This is a genomic window from Paenibacillus sp. FSL R5-0486 (assembly GCF_037975155.1).
In the GTDB taxonomy this organism is placed as follows: domain Bacteria; phylum Bacillota; class Bacilli; order Paenibacillales; family Paenibacillaceae; genus Paenibacillus; species Paenibacillus amylolyticus.
The window spans coordinates 3022048-3041213 of record NZ_CP150237.1 but is presented as its reverse complement, the minus strand read 5'-3'; the positions used below and the strand labels follow the sequence as shown (position 1 = coordinate 3041213).

At 45.6% G+C, this 19166-nt stretch carries 15 protein-coding genes and 1 riboswitch; of the genes, 4 read left to right on the top strand and 11 right to left on the bottom strand.

All coding sequences use genetic code 11. The features are described from left to right. Positions 1 to 96: 96 nt before the first annotated feature. From MKY01_RS13755 to MKY01_RS13715, 9 genes are all read right to left on the bottom strand, one after another. Entirely contained in the window at positions 97 to 1119 is a 1023-nt protein-coding gene (locus tag MKY01_RS13755) for an SDR family oxidoreductase (RefSeq protein ID WP_339286642.1), read from the bottom strand. Between the two features lie 96 nt (positions 1120 to 1215). Next, positions 1216 to 1641 (bottom strand): cupredoxin domain-containing protein, encoded by a 426-nt coding sequence (locus MKY01_RS13750; protein WP_017688751.1) that lies wholly within the window; start codon positions 1639 to 1641, stop codon positions 1216 to 1218. A 205-nt stretch (positions 1642 to 1846) separates the two neighbouring features. Continuing rightward, positions 1847 to 2800 (bottom strand): DMT family transporter, encoded by a 954-nt coding sequence (locus MKY01_RS13745; protein WP_017688752.1) that lies wholly within the window; start codon positions 2798 to 2800, stop codon positions 1847 to 1849. 106 nt (positions 2801 to 2906) lie between these two features. After that, positions 2907 to 3017, bottom strand: a riboswitch (purine riboswitch). 147 nt (positions 3018 to 3164) lie between these two features. After that, positions 3165 to 5384 (bottom strand): DEAD/DEAH box helicase, encoded by a 2220-nt coding sequence (locus tag MKY01_RS13740; RefSeq protein WP_076249498.1) that lies wholly within the window; start codon positions 5382 to 5384, stop codon positions 3165 to 3167. After that, positions 5381 to 6724 carry an ATP-binding protein gene (locus MKY01_RS13735; protein WP_047842754.1) on the bottom strand — a complete coding sequence of 448 codons (1344 nt, stop codon included), beginning with the start codon at positions 6722 to 6724 and terminating at the stop codon, positions 5381 to 5383. Before MKY01_RS13735 ends, MKY01_RS13740 begins: the two co-directional genes overlap by 4 nt. A gap of 6 nt (positions 6725 to 6730) precedes the next feature. After that, positions 6731 to 8308: a TerB N-terminal domain-containing protein gene (locus tag MKY01_RS13730; protein ID WP_339286641.1), complete on the bottom strand. Its 1578-nt coding sequence runs from the start codon at positions 8306 to 8308 to the stop codon at positions 6731 to 6733. Between the two features lie 238 nt (positions 8309 to 8546). After that, entirely contained in the window at positions 8547 to 9137 is a 591-nt protein-coding gene (locus tag MKY01_RS13725; RefSeq protein WP_339286640.1) for a biliverdin-producing heme oxygenase, read from the bottom strand. 297 nt (positions 9138 to 9434) lie between these two features. After that, on the bottom strand, positions 9435 to 12557 hold the full coding sequence (locus MKY01_RS13720) for an MMPL family transporter (RefSeq protein ID WP_339286639.1): 3123 nt from the start codon (positions 12555 to 12557) through the stop codon (positions 9435 to 9437). A 79-nt stretch (positions 12558 to 12636) separates the two neighbouring features. Then, complete coding sequence (locus tag MKY01_RS13715) at positions 12637 to 13209, bottom strand: TetR/AcrR family transcriptional regulator (protein ID WP_017688759.1); 573 nt, start codon at positions 13207 to 13209, stop codon at positions 12637 to 12639. 159 nt (positions 13210 to 13368) lie between these two features. Between MKY01_RS13715 and MKY01_RS13710 the strand changes: the two genes are divergently transcribed. The 4 genes from MKY01_RS13710 (at position 13369) to MKY01_RS13695 (ending at position 16363) form a co-directional block, all read left to right on the top strand. Continuing rightward, positions 13369 to 14166, top strand: a complete 798-nt coding sequence (locus MKY01_RS13710; protein WP_339286638.1) for a Nif3-like dinuclear metal center hexameric protein — start codon at positions 13369 to 13371, stop codon at positions 14164 to 14166. A gap of 525 nt (positions 14167 to 14691) precedes the next feature. Then, entirely contained in the window at positions 14692 to 15117 is a 426-nt protein-coding gene (locus MKY01_RS13705; RefSeq protein ID WP_105409482.1) for a DMT family transporter, read from the top strand. A gap of 44 nt (positions 15118 to 15161) precedes the next feature. Beyond that, a complete protein-coding gene (locus tag MKY01_RS13700) occupies positions 15162 to 15860 on the top strand; it encodes a cyclic nucleotide-binding domain-containing protein (RefSeq protein ID WP_339286636.1) in 699 nt (232 codons plus the stop codon). A gap of 14 nt (positions 15861 to 15874) precedes the next feature. Then, positions 15875 to 16363, top strand: coding sequence for a DMT family transporter (locus tag MKY01_RS13695; RefSeq protein ID WP_062834134.1), 489 nt, complete (start codon positions 15875 to 15877; stop codon positions 16361 to 16363). A gap of 85 nt (positions 16364 to 16448) precedes the next feature. On the opposite strand, the gene MKY01_RS13690 is transcribed toward MKY01_RS13695, so the two are convergent. Further along, positions 16449 to 17165, bottom strand: a complete 717-nt coding sequence (locus MKY01_RS13690) for a YebC/PmpR family DNA-binding transcriptional regulator (protein ID WP_036608916.1) — start codon at positions 17163 to 17165, stop codon at positions 16449 to 16451. Positions 17166 to 17443: 278 nt separating this feature from the next. Next, on the bottom strand, positions 17444 to 19165 hold the full coding sequence (gene cysI / locus MKY01_RS13685) for an assimilatory sulfite reductase (NADPH) hemoprotein subunit (RefSeq protein WP_339286635.1): 1722 nt from the start codon (positions 19163 to 19165) through the stop codon (positions 17444 to 17446). Between the last annotated feature and the right edge of the window lies 1 nt (position 19166).

Here is a 19166-nt window from a genome sequence, read left to right as displayed (position 1 = left end):
CTAAGTTGGGGTGCCTCCCCTAACAAGTGTCATTTTTTCTTGATTATAACGATTAAGCGCATGAATGTAAACACTTGATCATGAACGCCTTACTTCTCATTTCTCATCTCTGATCTTTAATAACGCTTCGTCTAGTGCGCCAACGACCTTGTCACACCATACATCAAATTCCGGATCTTCGGTCTGTAATTCAGGATGCGCCAGAATGTGCTCAATCGTACGTTGAATGCCCTGATCAGCTCTTGTCGTTGCTACAAATTCCGGAACAAGCCGCTTCAGCTTGCTGTTATCAAAGACAACGGTATTGGCTTTGTCACCCAGCAATCCGCCGCGAAGATCCTGATCACTGCATGCGGCCAAGAACTCAGAGGGTACATGCACCGCATGAAGCTTAACGCCCAACACACCAGCTATAATCTCATGAATCTGATTCCAGGTGACGGATTCATCCGAGGTGATATGTACCGATTCACCAATGGCATGGATATTTCCCATAAGCCCGATAAACCCTTTGGCAAAATCAGTATTGTGCGTAATGGTCCACAGTGAGGTGCCATCTCCGTGGATGATAACGGGTTTTCCTTCACGGATACGCTTGAGAACCTGCCAGCTGCCTTGAGCACCATGAACACCGAGAGGTACCGATTTGTCGCCATACGTATGGCTCGGACGCACGATGGTAACAGGAAACCCATGCTCGCGGTATTGTTTCATCAGATAGTCTTCACAGGCAATCTTGTTGCGAGAATACTCCCAGTATGGATTCGATAAGGGCGTACCTTCCGTGATCCGGTAATCGGCCAGAGGAGTCTGATACGCTGATGCTGAACTTATAAATATAAACTGCTTGGTTTTATCCTTGAACAAACGGTAATCTCGCTCCAATTGAGACGGTACAAAAGCGATAAAGTCTGCCACAACATCAAATTCCAGATCAGCAATCAGTTCCGCTACACGTTCCTCGTCATTAATATCGGCTTGAAGTACGTTGACCTCACTAGGTAAGTCATCGTTATGATTGCCACGATTAATTAAATACAGTTCACAGCCTTGCTGTGCAAGCATCTCCGTAATGGCCGTACTGATGGTGCCTGTCCCTCCAATAAATAGCGCTTTCATTTCGCCACCTCCTGATCGATTTTACCCACTTTCTCATGATATCACGCACCAAAAAAAGGAGCAAAGCTCGGTGACCCGAAACCTTGCTCCTTCTGCTTATACGACCTTAATCGTTGCATATATCATGTACATGCCGCAATGGATCTCATATTCTCCCTTGGGCAGATCTTTGTCGACCGTATAATAATTAGGTCCCTTTTGCATGTATAGATCCATGCCAAGCTTTTGTGATCCCACTGATTTCACATGTGTCACCGACCGGGTCAGAATAAAGTTGATTTTGGTCGGTACGCCAGCTTTAACCTCGATAACGTCTGGTCCAAAACCATCGTTGCTCACGTCCACATCAATGACTTCATATCCCTTCAAATCCTCCGGAGTCTCAGCTTGTGCTGTTACCGCACTTCCCGATCCGGGGGATACGTCTTTGCCCATAAAATAAACCAAAAATGATCCAAGCAGTACAACAACGGTCAGACCCAGCGTTAACCAAGGCCATGTTTTTCCAAACCAGCTTTTCATATAAACACTCCTCATTCGATGTCCCATCAATATTCAATCAACAGACGGATGTATTCATTAAGCATACCTGATTCGCATGACAATGAAAATGACCCCTCTGGGCTATTGCGATTGAGCAAAAATATTTCAATAGAAAAAGCCTGATTTCTCAGGCTTATCTACGGGTATTCCCGTTCATGCTTCGCAATATCCCTTTTGGTATAACTCAGGAATAGATCGGTGTATTCCGACTTCGTCTCATGCGTAATTTATACAACTCTGGCAGGGCTACACCAATGAGCACAATAATAACTCCGAACCATTGCAATCCGCTGACATGCTCATGGAGCACGATTGAGGATAACAAAACTGCAATTGGAAGCTCCACTGCACCCAGGATTCCGGCCATGTCACCACCAATATGAGGAACGCCGATGGCGAACAGTACTGGTGGAATGAATGCCCCGAAGAATCCAAGCAGCAATCCAAATACAAGCAACTGGCTCCAGATCAATCCGTTAAAGAGGAATGTCGGTGGGAACAAAATGCACAGCAGGATCAATCCACCTGTAACCATCCACGCACTGCGGAAGGCTGGATGTGCTGAAGGAACCGCTTTGCCGCTGAACAATACAAACAGGGAATAACTTACGGCTGCCATTAATCCAAGTGCAATACCCAGACCGTTGAACTCACCCAGTCCCTGTTCCAGGAAACCGGCTGCCAGCAAAGTTCCGCCAAACAGAATGATCAACGTCAGGAATGTGACTTTGTCTGGACGTTGACGTTTGCTTATCGCCTGAATCAATACACTAATCCAAGTGAACTGGAACAACAGGATAATGGCAAGTGAAGCCGGAATGTAACGCAAAGACTGATAATACACGAGACCTGTTATTACCGTTGGTGTTCCAGCAGCCATCAATATCAGACGTTGTTTCCACGTCAACCGCTTGAATACCTGTGCCACGGCTCCTGATGCTTTGCCATTTGCCTGTGACTTACGTTTTGTTCTAAATTTTGTGTATAGCGCGAGCATCCAGGATAGAAGAAAACCCGTGATCAGCTGTGCTCCCACAACCTCTCCAAGTTTATACCCTTCGCCGTACGCCAGAACCACAATAGTGGATAATATGCCATAGCTCATCGCTCCCGCGAGAACGGACAGATAATATTTCATTGTGAATAAACCTCCTGATGATAAGAAAAATACGCCTGCATGTTGGTTCATGCCAAGGTCACAGACACCATCTAAATGCAAAAAATCCTAACTACGAGCAAGGAATACATTGATTCCTTGGCATCGTAGTTAGGAAGTATAGGCTTCCCGTAGAGACCCTCGCCCTGTGTACACTTTCGGCCTGCGAGGTTATACGAAATGATATATGCAATTTGATGTAATTCGTGTGTGACGACTTTTCATATATTACATGGGAGGTGAGATGGTGTCAACCCTATTCCGTATAAAAAGTTGAACTAAATTATTACACCGAGTCGCTTCGATCGCTGTACTATACTTCGAGTATTCTGATTACGTAAAAACGTCATGTCCGATTGGAGCTTGAGGAGTCCCACTCCAATGTTTGTTGTAAACCTGCCTTCAATCCATCTAAATCTAACCCATCCACAGCAAAAGCCTCACGGATCAAAGGCGGCGCGACAAATTCATCATACTTGCCCAGATAAGGCGCTTCATCTTCAGCCAGTAACGCAGATGCGTCTTCAGCCGTTCGACACTCACTCATGATCTCGGCTAACAATGTTCGTTCGTCGACCTTGCCGGATACTACAAAATAATATGGCTCCATGGGCACAACCGAACGCAAGGCAAGTTTCTTGGACAGATTATGCTTCATCAGGCGCTCCAATGTACGGAATGATTTACTTCCAACCCAAGGAAGAACATACATCGAATCCCCCCCTGCCGGAATCACGACCTGCTTTAACAGTCCGCTTTCACGAGCTAGGCGGCGCGCCCGTTCAAGTCGATTGACGGCTTGTGGTGACAGATAGGGATAGATCACTGAGTCTGACAACACTTCACGCATTTTCTGTACTACCGACGTATGAATATCTCCTCCCGCTCCAAGCCATAACGTATCTACCTTACCTTTTGCAGACTTCACATACACAGCCTTGTGCTTGTGATCGACCTCTTCCACTTTCCACAGTTTGCCTGCGAGCGAGAAGCAATAGCCAGGTGGGGGCACGGTTGTAATCGAACCAATCTCTTCCGAGCCGTTTAGTACTTTATGTTCCTCATCGTCTTTAAACACGGCGTAGAAGCGATAATTATTCACAATTTTCTCACCTGTCAGACCGATGATCAATGTTCGATCCTCTGTCCATTGCAGATGATCCGTCTCAATGAGGTAATTCAGGAATACCTGATATTGATCAGGTCTAATCAACGCAAATGGAGCCAGCGAAAGGATGGCTTCCGCAAGATCTCTCGGCTCCGCCTCCCCCATACTTTTCAACATGCTCATCGTCTGATGATAGAGCACACCTATGGGCATTTTGCGGGCTTCAAGCGGCTCGACCCATTTGGTTTTTACATACAGTTCGATAACAGCAATCGCACGCATCAACGTCCACGGCATACGTGCTGGCAATTGCGCTTCCTCATCCTCTTCCTCCGGACATACAAAAAGCATCTCCGATGCCATGTCCTCTCGTCTCCCTGAACGTCCCAGACGCTGTACAAAGCTAGACGCACTATACGGTGCACCGAGCTGAACCACACGTTCCAGTTCGCCCAGATCGATGCCCAGTTCAAGCGTGACCGTTGCCGCAGCAACCGCAGGCCCCGATCCAGTGCGTAGGGCAGCTTCCGTCTCTTCCCTCAGCATAGCCGAGATACTTCCATGATGTACATGGAACACATCACGCTCTTGCCTGCGAGCCGCGACTCGCCGCATCTCAAGAATGGTGACTTCTGCATCCGTTCGGCTGTTGGTAAAGATCAGCGCTTTTTTACGATGTGTGCTCTCATAGATGAAGTCGTAGTACGCTTTGCGTGCGTTATGAAGCTGCTCCGCCTGCTCCTCGTCCTGTGCATCTGGAAAAGAGAAATGTTCCACCCGCAGTCGCAGCTTGCGACCGCCCGGGGAAGAGACCACATCCACTCCCTGCTGCGTTCCCGCAGCAAGCCAAGATGTAGCCGTATCATAGTCACTAAGTGTAGCGGACAAGCCCACTCTTCGCGGTGCACAGCCAGCCATACGCTCGATTCTGGCAAGTTCGCTGAGTACTTGAATGCCCCGATCCGCTCCCATGAAAGCATGCACCTCATCGATGATGACATATCGCAAGTCATGAAACAGCGCCGGGATTGCATTCGGTCGATTCATGAGCAAACCTTCCAGCGATTCTGGCGTTATCTGGAGCACACCAGACGGATTTTTCATCAGTTTTGTTTTCTCCGCCTGAGGTACGTCCCCGTGCCAATGCCAAACCGGAATATTTCCTTCGGATAACAGATCCTTAAGACGTTCGAATTGATCATTAATCAGGGCTTTCAGAGGTCCAATGTACAAAATACCAACCGACTTGGAAGGCCGTTCATACAGCTCGGTCAATGCAGGAAAAAAAGCCGCCTCCGTTTTGCCGGAGGCCGTTCCCGCCGCAATCAGCATATGATGCGGGGTATGAAAACAGATATTGCAGGCCTCAATCTGAGCAGGACGAAGCGACTCCCATCTTTTTTTATATATAAATTCCTGAACAAACGGAGCCAGCCGATAGAACGGATTATCACTCATAATTCAAACTCCGCCAGAAAGTCGTCCAGATCATCTGTATTCGCGGAAGCATCTGTCCCTTTACCCGTTTCCTGAGGTTTGGCAACCCGCTCGCCAAGTAATTGAGTATAAGTCACTTCAGGATTCTGGTGTAACGTATGCAGAACATCCATAAAGTCGCGTACCACTTCACGCGTGGTCAGCAATTCATCCGCACCCAGCCGGTTCACCGCCGTTTGCATAAAATCAACCAATTGTTCATCCGTCAGACTTGCGCTGTATCCAAAATGCAAGGCATGAATCTGTCGCAGCTTCTGGAGCAGAATCAGAATCTCTTCATGCGATAACATCGCCAGCTTCAGGATCGGACCTGTGTAATTCGCATACGCTTTGGCTGCATAACGACCATCAATAAGCCTGGAGCGAAGCGCTTCATAGCTGTATAATCCACGCCGTTCATCCTCCACAAATTGCGGCGTACCGCCTACAAATATGCCCAGGTGCTCCGCTTTGCCCTGCATCGTATCATTGAACATGGTCAGCAATTTCTCATAGTTGCTTTGGCGGGAGACACTGTTTGTAATTTTGTACAGATTCACCGCTTCATCAATGAACAACAACAATCCTTTGTAACCAATGCGCGCTGTGAATTCAGACCACAATTTGAAGTAGTCATACCAGTTGTCATCGTCAATGATAACGCCAACAGCCAGTTCTTTTTTCGCTTCCGTTTTGGTTGCAAATTCTCCTCGAAGCCAGCGAAGTGCCGCCTGTTTGCGATCATCATCAGCCAGCTTGTACCCGTTCCAATACGAAGCCAGTACCTTGGCAAAATCAAAGCCGTGAACCAGATTCTGCATCTCCCCCGTCACCGCGTAGATCTGTTTCTCTACCTCAAGCGGCAGAGCGGGATCATCCGGGCGCAGGTTCTGACTCTGCATCGTGGATTGTTGTAGCCCTGCGATCCATTTTTGCAAAATCGGCTCCAACGCTCCTCCATCCGGGCGTGTGCGTGTAGACAGACGAGTCATCAGTTCGCGATATGTCGCAAGTCCCTGGCCTTTGGTTCCCACCAATCGTCGCTCTGGTGACAGATCGGCATCTGCCACAACAAAATCCCGATCCATCGCATAATTACGAATCATCTGCAAAAGAAAGCTTTTACCGCTGCCGTAACGACCCGTAATGAGTTTAAACGCTGCGCCGCCCTCAGCGATATTGTCCATATCCCGCAAAATGGCTTCCACTTCCGGTTTCCGACCAACAGCAATCTGCTCCAGCCCAATTCGTGGGACAACACCCGCCGTCAATGAATTTACAAGTGCGGTGGTCAGCCGCTTTGGTATTTTAAGTTCTGTCACTGCGTATCACCTCTTCACATGTTCGAACACATCTATATAATCAGGAACAATCCGATCACCATCAATCAGAAGATCACCGATCGTTTCCATAGCCACATCATTAATTTCATCCAGCAGAAGCGTAGGCATCGTTCCATATTGCTCAGCCAGACGCATCAGATCCGTATCTGGACTTGCGCCAAGTAGGACATGAATCGTTTGCACCTGCTGAGGGGAGAGTTCATTGGCAAAGAGCAGCCATTCTTCATCCAGATCAGCCTCAGCAGACTCGTCCCACTGCAACCTAATCGATTCTACTTCCGCTCCTGTTGCAATCTCTACTGCAGATGGCTCCGACTCCATGGAACCTTCAGTTGGAGTGATCTCATTCCTTGCTTCCAGTACATCGAATGGATTACTTGTAACATTTGCGTTGTTATCCTCTTCTTCCTTCACTTCAGAAGGGTGATCATCCTCAATTGTAAGCGCCAATCGCACGTACTCACTTTCCTGCTGTAACGACGCCAATTTCTCTGTATCAATACGAATCATTGGTTGCTCCACAGTCTCAGCCTGCTCGATCGCATAAGCCTTGTCCAGGTAACGTTCAATCAGATTTGCAAGTTCGGGTTCAAGAGTCTGTCCTCGCAATCGGCCTCTGAATCCAAGCAGTTCACGAAGTTTATTTTCAGTACATCGATAGATTCGCGTAACCATCTGCACAAATTCAGCCTGTTCACCTATGGGCGTATATCTGAACGATACCGATCTTCCATAGATCGAATCATCATAGACTGCTTTGCGAAACAGAATGCGCTCCATCATGCTTTCATCGTTAGGATCACACTCAGGCAACAGTCCAACTTGTCGCGTACGTTCCAGGTACGAATCAACCAAGGCCATGACCCGCGGGATGTACTGCTCCATCACTTCTTTGCCGCCATCTCTGTAGAATTTACTGAGCGTAATATCGTAATCATAGTATCTTTGCAGCATATTCAGCGAGATATCCGATACATTATCCTGTAAAATACGTTGCAGCTCCCTATCCAGCATCTCTGCTGGCAGGTATCCGCCCGAAAGGCCCATGACCTCGGATAAGGACATTTCCATCTGATGGACCAGCACATAATCGACCATCCACTCTTGCATATATATATTTAATTGGGGCAACCGTTCACGGTAGTTCACCCATAGCTGCTTTAATTGATCATAACCATCCTGAGGATTCTGCCAGCCAATGCCGTTAATTAACTCGTAGATATGAACAAATAGATAGGACAGATCGGTATCCGGGTATCCCCCCTGACGTACTTCCTTCCTCCAAAACATATACCACTTGCGCTGGGCTTCACTCATCACGCCATACGTTGGCCAGTAACTCATAAAGGGAACCCACGGGGATACATCCCCCTCCATCTCTGCCCACTGCTTTGCTTCCTCTACAAAACGTTTCTCTGAGGACAATATGCCTCCACGATGCTGAATCGTATCATGTGCAGACTGCACAATGGTTGAACGATCAGGAACCGGAACCGCTGCTGTTTCAGGTTCTTCACTCAGATCTATCTCCATAAATTCCAATTGTCTTGAGTTGTCTTTCATAGAACGTTATCTCACCCTCCTCCAAGACAGAATACGAACAAGTGTATCCATAGGGATCATTATATCACTTGTCCTGTGTCTGCGGTGACGAAATTTAGACATTCCTGGACACAAAAAAGAAGGCATTTCTGCCCTCTTTTCATCATGTCTATTTAACTTTTCTCTGTCCTCTCCGTTATGTGTAAATGTATTGTTTCAACTTATATAGGTTCCTTTTAATATATGAAAAAAGTCCGCCCTACGTATTAATCCATTGATCTAATAGTCGGAATGTCTCTGATGCGCTGTGTACCATGTTGTCATGATCTTCTGGATTACTGATGGACCGCTGCAGCAAACCCGTAAACTCGCTCCATCTTGTTCTTGTCTCTGAGCCGTAAGCATTGAAATATTCCAATCCACGATCAGCTTCAATGGTCAGGAACTGCGACAAGCGCTTGGTTATGATCTGTCCACCGTTCGTGGACCCCTCAATTACATACAGATATCCGAACAAACGGGCAGGTGTTGAAATATCCGGCAGTTCTTCACAGAGCGGAAGTTGAGTGATCTCTTCTTCACTGGCACCCAGATTTCGTAAATCTTTTTCCAACAGTCCAGCCTTGCCTCTAATCTCAATATCCAGTCCCGTACTTTCCCAGAAAGGCTGTTGTACAGCCTGATCCTCCAGCGGTTTCAGGAATCCATAAAATTTCTCTAAATATGTTCTATATTCTTCTATAGTCACAGTTTGATTCATAATGGCTTTTGCATAAGGGTTCTGTTCTACTTGTCTGTGATAATGAGCTGTCTCGCTCTTCAGACGTTCCATAATAGTTGTTGCTGTCATCCCTAGTTATCCCCTTTCACAATCTGTTTTATTGTTGCAAATGAATGCTTATCCTCAATTAATTCTCATTGCGCCTTAAAATAGAACTACTTGCGCTGCAATCAGCTCCATTTAATACAAACAAGGCTCTATGTAAGTATACTTATTCTTGTTTGAGAAAACTATATGAATCCGTCATTGTTTCACGTTAGATTATTTCCCGCATTGTTATGATAACTTAGTTATAATTCATAGGATAAAAATAAAAAACGACCCCTGACGTCATGTTTGTCAGGAATCGTTTAATATAAAGATGATTTATTTGTTTATGGGATCGGACCCCGAACCCCAGTTTTTTAACTTGTGTAATAGACTGATTAGAGCCGGAAGCAAGATTGGAAGCATAACAAAACTTAGCAAAACCAATCCGATGATGACAGAAATAGCTACTTCAATCAGCGTAACAACACCGGAAGGAATTAGTGCGGCGAAGGTACCTCCCAATATTACTGCCGCCGAGATCACGACCCCTCCTATATTACGGGAAGCCTCCGTAATTTTATGAATTGGATCTCCTTCAATCTCGCGATATTTCATCATGAGGAATATACTGTAGTCCACACCAAGTGTAACAATCATGATCAGACTGAAGAAAGGAACGTTCCAGCTCAGATAGTCAACGCCAAGCGGGCCAACCATCAGCAATTCATTCAGACCAAGGGCCACATAATACGTCAGGAATAACGCACCTATAATGATTACAGTCTGCCAAAACGAACGAATAATGAACAAAAGTATCAATCCAATTCCAATCAGCATGATCATGGACGTCCGATTCAGATCACCTCCGGATAATTCTTTCATATCCAGGTTCTGTGACGGTATGCCGCCCAGTGCCACTTTCGCCTCACTCAAATCCGTGCCAACCAAAGCCGTTTCCAACTGCTTGTTAAGATTTTGAACAACATCCATCGCTTCTTTCGAATATGGATTATCGGTCAAAATAATGGAGATTTCCGCTGTCTTCCGATCCGAAGACATATACATGTCGAGCGAACTTAGAAACTCTTCTCCTTTTAATACCTCTTCTGGAATGTAGAAACTTTTCGCAGCATCAGACTGGCCAAGATGAGCCAAATAATCTTCGGCATCACCAAGCCCCTTCGACACATCTGAGAGTCCTTTTGTACTTTCGGTCAATCCGGATTTCAACTCACCCATTTTGTCCTGCAAATCGTTCAGACCGCTTAACAACTGACTCTGTCCTTCATTAATCTGACCCAGCCCATCTTTCACTTCCAATGTTTTACCCGCTATCTGCTGGGTTCCATTGGCTCCAGTCGCCAAACCTTTGGATAGCTCGCCAGCACCGTCTTCAAGCTGACCGACACCTACAGCAACCTGAGTCAGACCGCCACTAATTTGAGCCATTGACTCGTTGGCTTCCTTGAAAGAAACCATAGCCCCATTGTACTGCTGCATCAACGGGTCCAACTGTGTGTATAACGCGTTCAGTTCAGTTTGAGCCGCTTGAGAAATATTAATCACTTGTACGGCATCTTCTTCTTGTTGTAACTCAGGATGAGTCGCAATTAGACGGGTCATGCTGCCTTCGATCTGAGTATAGGCATCAAGCGCTCCCTTAATGGCTGTCTTGATGCTTGTGAAAGTACCACTAAAGGAACCAAATCCCTGTTCAAGTTGCCTATACCCTTTTTGCAGATCATTGGCACCTTTAGACAGGACTCCAACCTTTTCTTTAAGGGTAGTAAGTCCGTTTTTCAACGTCTCTGCCCCTTCTTCCCCATTATTCAGACCATCAGATACCTGATTCATGGCGTCTCCCAATGCATTTACTCCAACTTGCAACCGGCTTGTCCCATCAATCAACAGCTGTACGTTACTTAAATCATTTGAAGATTGAAGCTGTCCAGCTGCAGAGGACAAACCTTCGTTAATTTCGCTTACACCATCGTTTGCTTTACCAATACCCTGATTAAGCTCCTCTGCTTGATCGTTAATATACAACTCTTTAATTTGGACTCCAGTTGGTCGAGTGACACTGTAAATCTCAGAGACACCTTCCACCTTGGACATCTTATCCGTCAGATCATCCAGTGCCTTCAGCAATGTCTGATTGTCCATTGCCTGCTCGGATTGCACAACCAATGTTGTTGGCGCTGAGAATCCTGGTGCATAATGCTCCATAATCAGATTAATCCCCTGTTTGGAATTGTAGTCATTATTGACTTCAAACAGATCATTATAACTTAGTCGATTACTGTAACTGAATAATAAAGGAACACTAATCACCGCAACCAGAATGATCGCCAGGAAAGGTCTTCGTACCGATTGGCGGGATAAAAATCCCCACAGTCGGCTGTCCGCATGGCCTTCGAATTTTTTCGATGGCCAGAACATTTTTTTGCCCATGACAACCATGAAGAACGGGTTCAACGTATTGAGGACGATAATGAGAACCGCTACTGCGATCGCCACCGCTGAGGTTGCCTGATATAACTGAAACTTGGCAAGCATGAGTGCAAGAAACCCGATGAATACAGCGATGCCGCTATACAATACGGTTCTGCCTGCTGTTTTAAATGTCGTTTTGGTCGCAAGAATCACATCGCCATCTTGTCTACTTAGTTCCTCCTTGAATCTGGTATATAACAGGATATTATAATCCGTCCCAATACCAAAGAGGATAACGACCATAAATATCTGAGTAAAGTTCGAGAACGGAAAGTTAAACCAATCTACAAGATATCCCACAATAGCTAATGAAACAACGTAAGATATACCTACCGTGAGCAGTGAAATAACAGGTATGATCGGCGATCTAAAAATAATAATCAGGATAACGAGGATGAAAATGATCGCGATAATTTCTGTTTTCTGCACACCGTCTTCAATCGATTTACCAAAATCATCATCGATCAGGTCAGCTCCCGTCAGATATGTATCCACATCAGGGATGGTTGTAGATTCTTTTAACAGACTAATCACTTCCGAAAGAGGAATATTCTCATCTATAGTGACGGTGATTTGAGTCAGGATCGTGGTTTGGTCCTCGGATATAAGCCGATCGGCTTGCTCTTCACCATCCAGATGGCTTGTGATCGTCTCAATATTCAGTTGCTTTTTCTGATTTTTCAGGTTGGATAAAACGGATTCGATCTCCGTCTTTTGCTGGTTCGTTAATGCTTGTGTATCTTCTCCACTATTAAATACAGCAATGATGGAATAAGTATTCCCGCTATCCTTATCCATATCTCTCAACATAGTCGCAGCAACCTGGCTTTGTGCCGTTTCAGGAATTGAAATCTGTCCTTTTTCTTTTACCAGTTGACCAAAATCAGGCATCGCCACTACAGAAACGAGAGTAATGAGTATCCAAAAAATCAGGGAAATCGCTCTGGGATTCCTAAGTTTATTCATGATTTATCTTCACACACCTTATGTCTAGTATAGGAATGAATATTCATTCCGTTTATATTTTAAAAAAAGGCCAATAGAATCAATGGACTCTAATGGCATTCCACAGGCACTCCTCAAGCTGGTTCATTAGCTCCGGCGTCGCTTCCAGGAGACCTTTGTTAAAGTGTTCAAACAAATGTATGAAAGCACCGTAAACTATATTCATTAAAGCTTCTGTAGGCAGTATAAGAATGGCTCCTTGCTGCTGCCCCTTATGTATGCATTCATTCAGAAACCCCATAAATTCATTGACACTTTCCTTGCTTTCATCGTGAAAATGCAATGCATTACCCGTAGAATTAATAAACTTTAGGCGATCCGGGTCGGACTCTGCGAACTTGAACAATCCACGAAAAATATGATGAAACTGGTCTCGTACAGGTATCGGCTCATTCGGAAACCCCTGTTTTAAGGCATCAAGAAACTCCCTGATACTTTTCTGAAAAAGTTCATTCAACAATACTTCCTTGTTCGTAAAATAACGGTAAATAGTGCCTGCCCCCACCTGAGCCGAATCAGCAATCATCGGCATGGTTGTTGCATCGAATCCCCGCTGGGCAAAAAGCGTTAAAGCAGCTGCAAAAATATCATCTTTTTTGCTGCTTTTAGCCATGTGGCTATCCCTCCTTTATATAGGAATGAATGTTCATTCCGTTATGTTTGATCAGTATAACTCCTTTTGTCACTTCAAGCAAGACCTTTCTATTCTACTGTTTATTCTTCAAAATGATACAATAACAATAAAATCTATTATTTTGGAGGACTTATGTTCATGAATATAACCATTCAAGACATTATACAGTATCTCACAGACCATGTAGAGTTACCCGAGAACACGGTAGATCGGCTGATTACTGGCTCGTCCGACCAAACGGTCACAGGTGTGTTTGTTACTTTTATGCCCACTCAACATGTCATTGAACATGCCGTACAACGTGGGGCCAATCTAATTATCGCTCATGAATCCCCCTTCTACAACCATCACAGTCATACGGATTGGCTTGCAAATGATTCGGTTTATGCGGACAAAAGAAAGTTGATCGACGAAGCAGGCATTTCCATCTATCGATGTCATGATATCATCCACCGCTTCCAACCGGATGGCATTACTGAAGGACTGATTCGGGCATTGGGGTGGTCCTCTTATGTAGAGCAACGACTACCGGAAGCAGACGTCCTTTCTTTTCCGGAAGGAAGCACCGTTGAAGCTATTGCTCACCATGTGAAAAGTTCCCTAGGCATCGATTATGTACGCGTTGCAGGTAATGCGGAAATAGTCTGTAGACGCGCAGCGGTACTGGTAGGTTTTCGTGGTAATGGACATGTGACAATTCCCTTGATTCAGAATGAGCAATTGGATCTCATCATTGCAGGAGAAGGATTCGAATGGGAGACACCGGAATATATCCGTGATGCTGTGCAACAAGGCAAGTCCAAGGCACTGATCATGATGGGGCATTCAGAGAGCGAGGCTTCGGGAATGAAGCTATTAGCAGACAGGTTGGCAGAACGTTTTCCCGAATTGTCTGTTCGTTTTATAGGCGAGAAGCCTGTGTACACTGTGATCTAATAGGATCATTTGATTTGTATGGAGAGGATCAGGATCTTCTAGCTGATTGCTTCTAATTTTCATTGCCTATCCTCCCTGGAGCTTTGGATACTTTCTATGCTCCGGGGACGCTGGGCAGACTCTCGTTTCATTTCTTGGATAGCTAACGAACCTGACATCCTCTATTGAGCGAATATTTGCCGATTTTCAAAAGTAACGAATCTTAGACACCCTATGCCTCCATTCCCCCTGTTTTACCGCCCATTTCTACCCAACATAGCCCATTTAACGTCGCTGAGATTTGTTAGATTTCTCAATTCAATCGAATCAGTACAACAAGGTGTCACTAGTTCGTTAGATTATGATGAAAAATAAGTACTGAGCACATATGCCACGCATCTTTTCATGCCCCCATCTGGATTTCCCGAGTTCTTTATTGTACTCTAGATGCTGTGACTTCAAAGCTCAGGACATTTGTCCTTGGCGTTCAGAGTCAATTTATCATTTAATAATAGAAGTCGAAGTGATTGAATAAGGAGCGTACATATGAGAGGAATTATTTTTGCATTACTGGGCGGCGCGTGTATCACGCTCCAAGGGGTTGCCAATACTCGGATTAGCACCGACATGGGCACATGGCAGGCCGCTACGATTACACAACTGACAGGATTCATCTTAGCAGCGCTGATCCTAATCTTTGTTAGAGACACCAATCTTCAAGGACTCAAACAAGTAAAACCTATGTACTTGGCTGGAGGTGCTTTTGGCGCCGTCATTATTTTCAGCGAAGTGACGGCCATTCAGCAAATTGGGGTTACGTTCACGATCTCGGCCCTGCTCATTGCTCAGCTGTTCCTGACTTTTCTGGTGGATAGTAACGGATGGTTCGGCGTGGTGAAACAAAAGATGAAACTGCCGCAATTTCTAGGTATTGCCTTAATGGTGACTGGTGTGATTATTATGAAACTATAGTTTTTGGAGAAGGATTGAACATATCGTCGGGGGTGAATAACAGCGTGCAAGAGATCCATAACGAGCAACAATTAATGCAGTATCTGAAGCAATATCAACTCGAAACTGTATTTCACGAGCCCCTGCGTACACATATGACATTATGCCACTTTGAGAAGTGTGAACTGATCTGTCGTGAAGGGGAAACTTCCGAATATTTGTACGTACTGGTCGAGGGTAAAATCAAGATTTTCACCACCTCCGCTCAGGACAAAACGCTGGTGCTTTGTTTCAAAACACCGCTTGAAGTTGTCGGTGACATAGAGTATGTCCGTGAAAGCGATATTGTTAATACGGTTCAGGCCGTGTCACCTGTGGTGATGCTTCGCATTCATTATCAATGGCTTGCTGAGCTTGCCAGCGATTATGCACCTTTACTTAAATTTTTGCTTAAAATCATCTCTCACAAATTCTACATTGACTCGAATTTTTCCAATTTCAACCTGATGTATCCCGTTGAGGTTCGTCTAGTCAGCTACCTGCTCTCCATCTCAACAGAAGAAGCGGGCAACGTCGTTCATGAAGAGCTGGACGCGTTCAATCTGACCGACATCGCGAATCTGATCGGCACCAGTTACCGACACCTGAACCGGGTCATCCAGAAGCTCTGTGCAGACGGGTTAATTGAACGACATCAGGGATTGATTATGATCAAGGATCGAGTGGGTCTAAGGGAAATAGCAGGTCACAACATTTATGAATAAGGAGTTTGACAACCATGTTAATCACAGGTATTTCGCTTGCACTACTGGCAGGTGCACTTGTCAGTCTGCAAACGATTTTTAATAGCAAAGTCAATGAACGCACCGGTTCATGGTCCACAACAACGATGGTGCTTTTCACCGGATTTATTGCATCTTTCCTAATCTCTCTGCTGGTAGAGGGCAAGAATACATTCAGCTTTCAGCATATGCAGCCCTGGTACTGGCTCAGCGGAGCCATCGGCGTTGGCGTGGTCTTCTGTCTCGTGCAAGGGATGAAGCTACTTGGTCCCACATATGCCATCTCGATCGTACTAACATCCCAACTTAGCTTTGCTCTATTGTTTGATTCCATGGGGTGGCTCGGTCTGGAGCAAATTCCTTTTTCGTGGAATCAGCTGCTGGGTGTACTTGTCATAGTGGGAGGAATTGTATTGTTCAAGTTCGGTGGGGGGAAATCGGAAAAATCAGAGCAGTCCCCTGGAACGTTGCAGTCTGACTCGTAAACGAACAAAAAAGAGTGTCCGTCCAATCCCGTAGATTGGTCAGACACTCTTTTTATACAATCAAACCACGTATCGTCTCGTTATCTTAAACAAACTCTACGTTGTGGTAAACTTGCTGAACATCTTCAAGGTCCTCAAGCGCATCGATCAGTTTCTCGAACTGAGCTTGTGCATCCTCTGGAAGTTCAATATGGTTTTGCGCAAGCATGGTCAGCTCGGCTACTGTGAACTCAGTAATACCCGCAGCTTTGAATGCTTCTTGTACAGCGTGGAATTGATCCGGTTCTGCATATACAATTACAGCATCGTCTTCGTCCACGATATCACGTACATCCACATCTGCTTCAAGCAGAAGTTCCAGTACTTCCTCGGAGTTTTTGCCTTCTATACCAATAACCGCTGTTGGATCAAACATGTAAGCAACAGAACCACTGACACCCATGTTGCCAGCGTTTTTGTTAAACGCAGAGCGCACTTCAGGCGCTGTACGATTCACATTGTTAGTGAGTGCATCAACGATGACCATCGCACCATTCGGTCCGAAGCCTTCATAACGCAACTCTTCATAGTTCTCATCCCCGCTGCCTTTTGCTTTTTCCATCGCACGATCAATGATGGCTTTGGGTACATTATACGTTTTGGCACGTTCCAGCACGACTTTCAGTGCACGGTTCGCTTCCGGGTCCGGTTCGCCCTTCTTGGCAGCTACATAGATCTCAACGCCGAATTTAGCGTAGACCCGGCTCGTGTTTGCATCTTTTGAAGCTTTCTTTTCCTTGATATTATTCCACTTACGACCCATATCGTTTCCGCTCACTTTCAACATTTAATCTGCTTTCTACTATGCCATTATATCTTGTTGAGCGTACTTCAACAAGTTAATACACACGAAATAATGGGAATAACTGCGGTGATTATCCATCTCCATTTGAAGATTAGCCTCAGTTTATCCTCTCATAAATCTCTCAGCAGCAACTAACCTTACCTCTATTCACTCCATATATAGCAGACAAGAAGCATCCCATAAAGGAATGCTTCCGCCCTAAATCAGTCCTAATTTCAGTTATCTTACCCGGTCAATTAAGCGTGAAATTGTCGACCATCCAACACTTCAGGAACATAACCTGCACGAATGACAAAGTCTCCGAAATGTTCCCCTTCATTGCGTTCTTTGGCATACTGGTTCACCATTGGAGTTAACGTGTCCAGAATCTCGGTTTCGCCAATGTTTTCTTTGTACAGCTTATTCAAGCGATGACCGGTGAAGCTGCCACCGAGATACATATTGTATTTCCCAGGTGCTTTACCGATAAATGAAATCTCTGCCAGCATCGGTCTTGCGCATCCGTTCGGGCAACCCGTCATCCGAATGACAATCTCTTTGTCTCTCAGCCCGGCTTCGTCCAGTACAGGCTCCAGTTTGTCGATCAGGGACGGCAAGTAACGTTCGGACTCAGCCATCGCAAGGCCGCAGGTCGGAAACGCAACACAAGCCATTGAACTTCTGCGCAACGCTGAGTAATGCGCACCATCGGTCAGATTATACTGCTGAATCAGCGCTTCGATCTTTTTCTTCTTCTGGCTGCTAATATTACCGATGATCAGATTCTGGTTCGCAGTCAGACGGAAATCACCCGTATGCACTTTGGCAATTTCACGTAGACCCGTCATGAGCGGATAACCGTCTACATCTTTTACACGACCATTCTGAATGAACAGCGTGTAGTGCCATCTTCCATTATTACCTTTTACCCAACCATATCGATCTCCGTTAGTCTCAAAATGATACGGACGTGCCGCATCCAGTTTCCATCCCAGACGGGTGGTCAGCTCTTCGACAAACCACTCCACACCACGATCATCCAGCGTATATTTGAAACGAGCATGTTTACGAACTGCACGATCTCCATAATCACGCTGAATCATAACTGTTTTCTCTGCCACATCAATCATTTGCTCCGGCGTACAGAAACCAATGACTTTGGACACCTGAGGATAGGTTTTGGCGTCACCATGAGACATCCCCATCCCACCACCAACGGAAACGTTGAAGCCTTGCAACTTGCCATTCTCCACAATAGCAATAAAGCCAAGATCCTGTGAATAGACGTCCACATCATTGGATGGTGGTACAGCAATACCGATTTTGAACTTCCGTGGCAAATACACTTTGCCATAGATTGGTTCAACTTCTTCGTCCGAGTCCTGGGAATCAACCACTTTCTCTCCGTCCAGCCACAGCTCATGATAAGCCCGGGTCCGAGGGTCCAAATGATTGCTCACCTGACATGCCCACTCATACACTTCAGCATGCACATCAGATTGATTCGGATTCGGGTTACACATCACGTTACGGTTTACGTCACCACATGCAGCCAGTGTGCTTAACAACGAATCGTTCACTTCGCGAATGGTGTTTTTAAGATCCCACTTCAGTACGCCATGCAGTTGGAAAGACTGACGTGTAGTCAGACGAATCGTCTCATTCGCATATTTATGCGCTACCCGATCCATCATCAACCACTGCTCCGGGGTTACAATCCCACCGGAAGCACGCACACGTAACATGAATTGGTATGCAGGCTCCAGCTTGGATTTGTGACGATCGTTACGCAGGTCACGGTCATCCTGCATATAACTACCGTGGTGTTTCATCAGACGGTTGTCGTCCTCTGGAATAGCCCCCGTGATACGATCAGCCAACGTTTCGGTCAGACTTCCGCGCAAGTAATCACTTTTGATCTTTATATCTTCCACATCGCTATTCGTGCGCTGTGGGTTAAGTAAGTTATTATAAACCATG

Excerpts from the sequence above, each read along its gene's own strand:
- MKY01_RS13755 (WP_339286642.1), bottom strand. The coding sequence starts at position 1,119 with ATGAAAGCGCTATTTATTGGAGGGACAGGCACCATCAGTACGGCCATT.
- MKY01_RS13750 (WP_017688751.1), bottom strand. The coding sequence starts at position 1,641 with ATGAAAAGCTGGTTTGGAAAAACATGGCCTTGGTTAACGCTGGGTCTG.
- MKY01_RS13745 (WP_017688752.1), bottom strand. The coding sequence starts at position 2,800 with ATGAAATATTATCTGTCCGTTCTCGCGGGAGCGATGAGCTATGGCATA.
- MKY01_RS13740 (WP_076249498.1), bottom strand. The coding sequence starts at position 5,384 with ATGAGTGATAATCCGTTCTATCGGCTGGCTCCGTTTGTTCAGGAATTT.
- MKY01_RS13730 (WP_339286641.1), bottom strand. The coding sequence starts at position 8,308 with ATGAAAGACAACTCAAGACAATTGGAATTTATGGAGATAGATCTGAGT.
- MKY01_RS13725 (WP_339286640.1), bottom strand. The coding sequence starts at position 9,137 with ATGACAGCAACAACTATTATGGAACGTCTGAAGAGCGAGACAGCTCAT.
- MKY01_RS13720 (WP_339286639.1), bottom strand. The coding sequence starts at position 12,557 with ATGAATAAACTTAGGAATCCCAGAGCGATTTCCCTGATTTTTTGGATA.
- MKY01_RS13715 (WP_017688759.1), bottom strand. The coding sequence starts at position 13,209 with ATGGCTAAAAGCAGCAAAAAAGATGATATTTTTGCAGCTGCTTTAACG.
- MKY01_RS13710 (WP_339286638.1), top strand. The coding sequence starts at position 13,369 with ATGAATATAACCATTCAAGACATTATACAGTATCTCACAGACCATGTA.
- MKY01_RS13705 (WP_105409482.1), top strand. The coding sequence starts at position 14,692 with ATGAGAGGAATTATTTTTGCATTACTGGGCGGCGCGTGTATCACGCTC.
- MKY01_RS13695 (WP_062834134.1), top strand. The coding sequence starts at position 15,875 with ATGTTAATCACAGGTATTTCGCTTGCACTACTGGCAGGTGCACTTGTC.
- MKY01_RS13690 (WP_036608916.1), bottom strand. The coding sequence starts at position 17,165 with ATGGGTCGTAAGTGGAATAATATCAAGGAAAAGAAAGCTTCAAAAGAT.
- cysI (WP_339286635.1), bottom strand. The coding sequence starts at position 19,165 with ATGGTTTATAATAACTTACTTAACCCACAGCGCACGAATAGCGATGTG.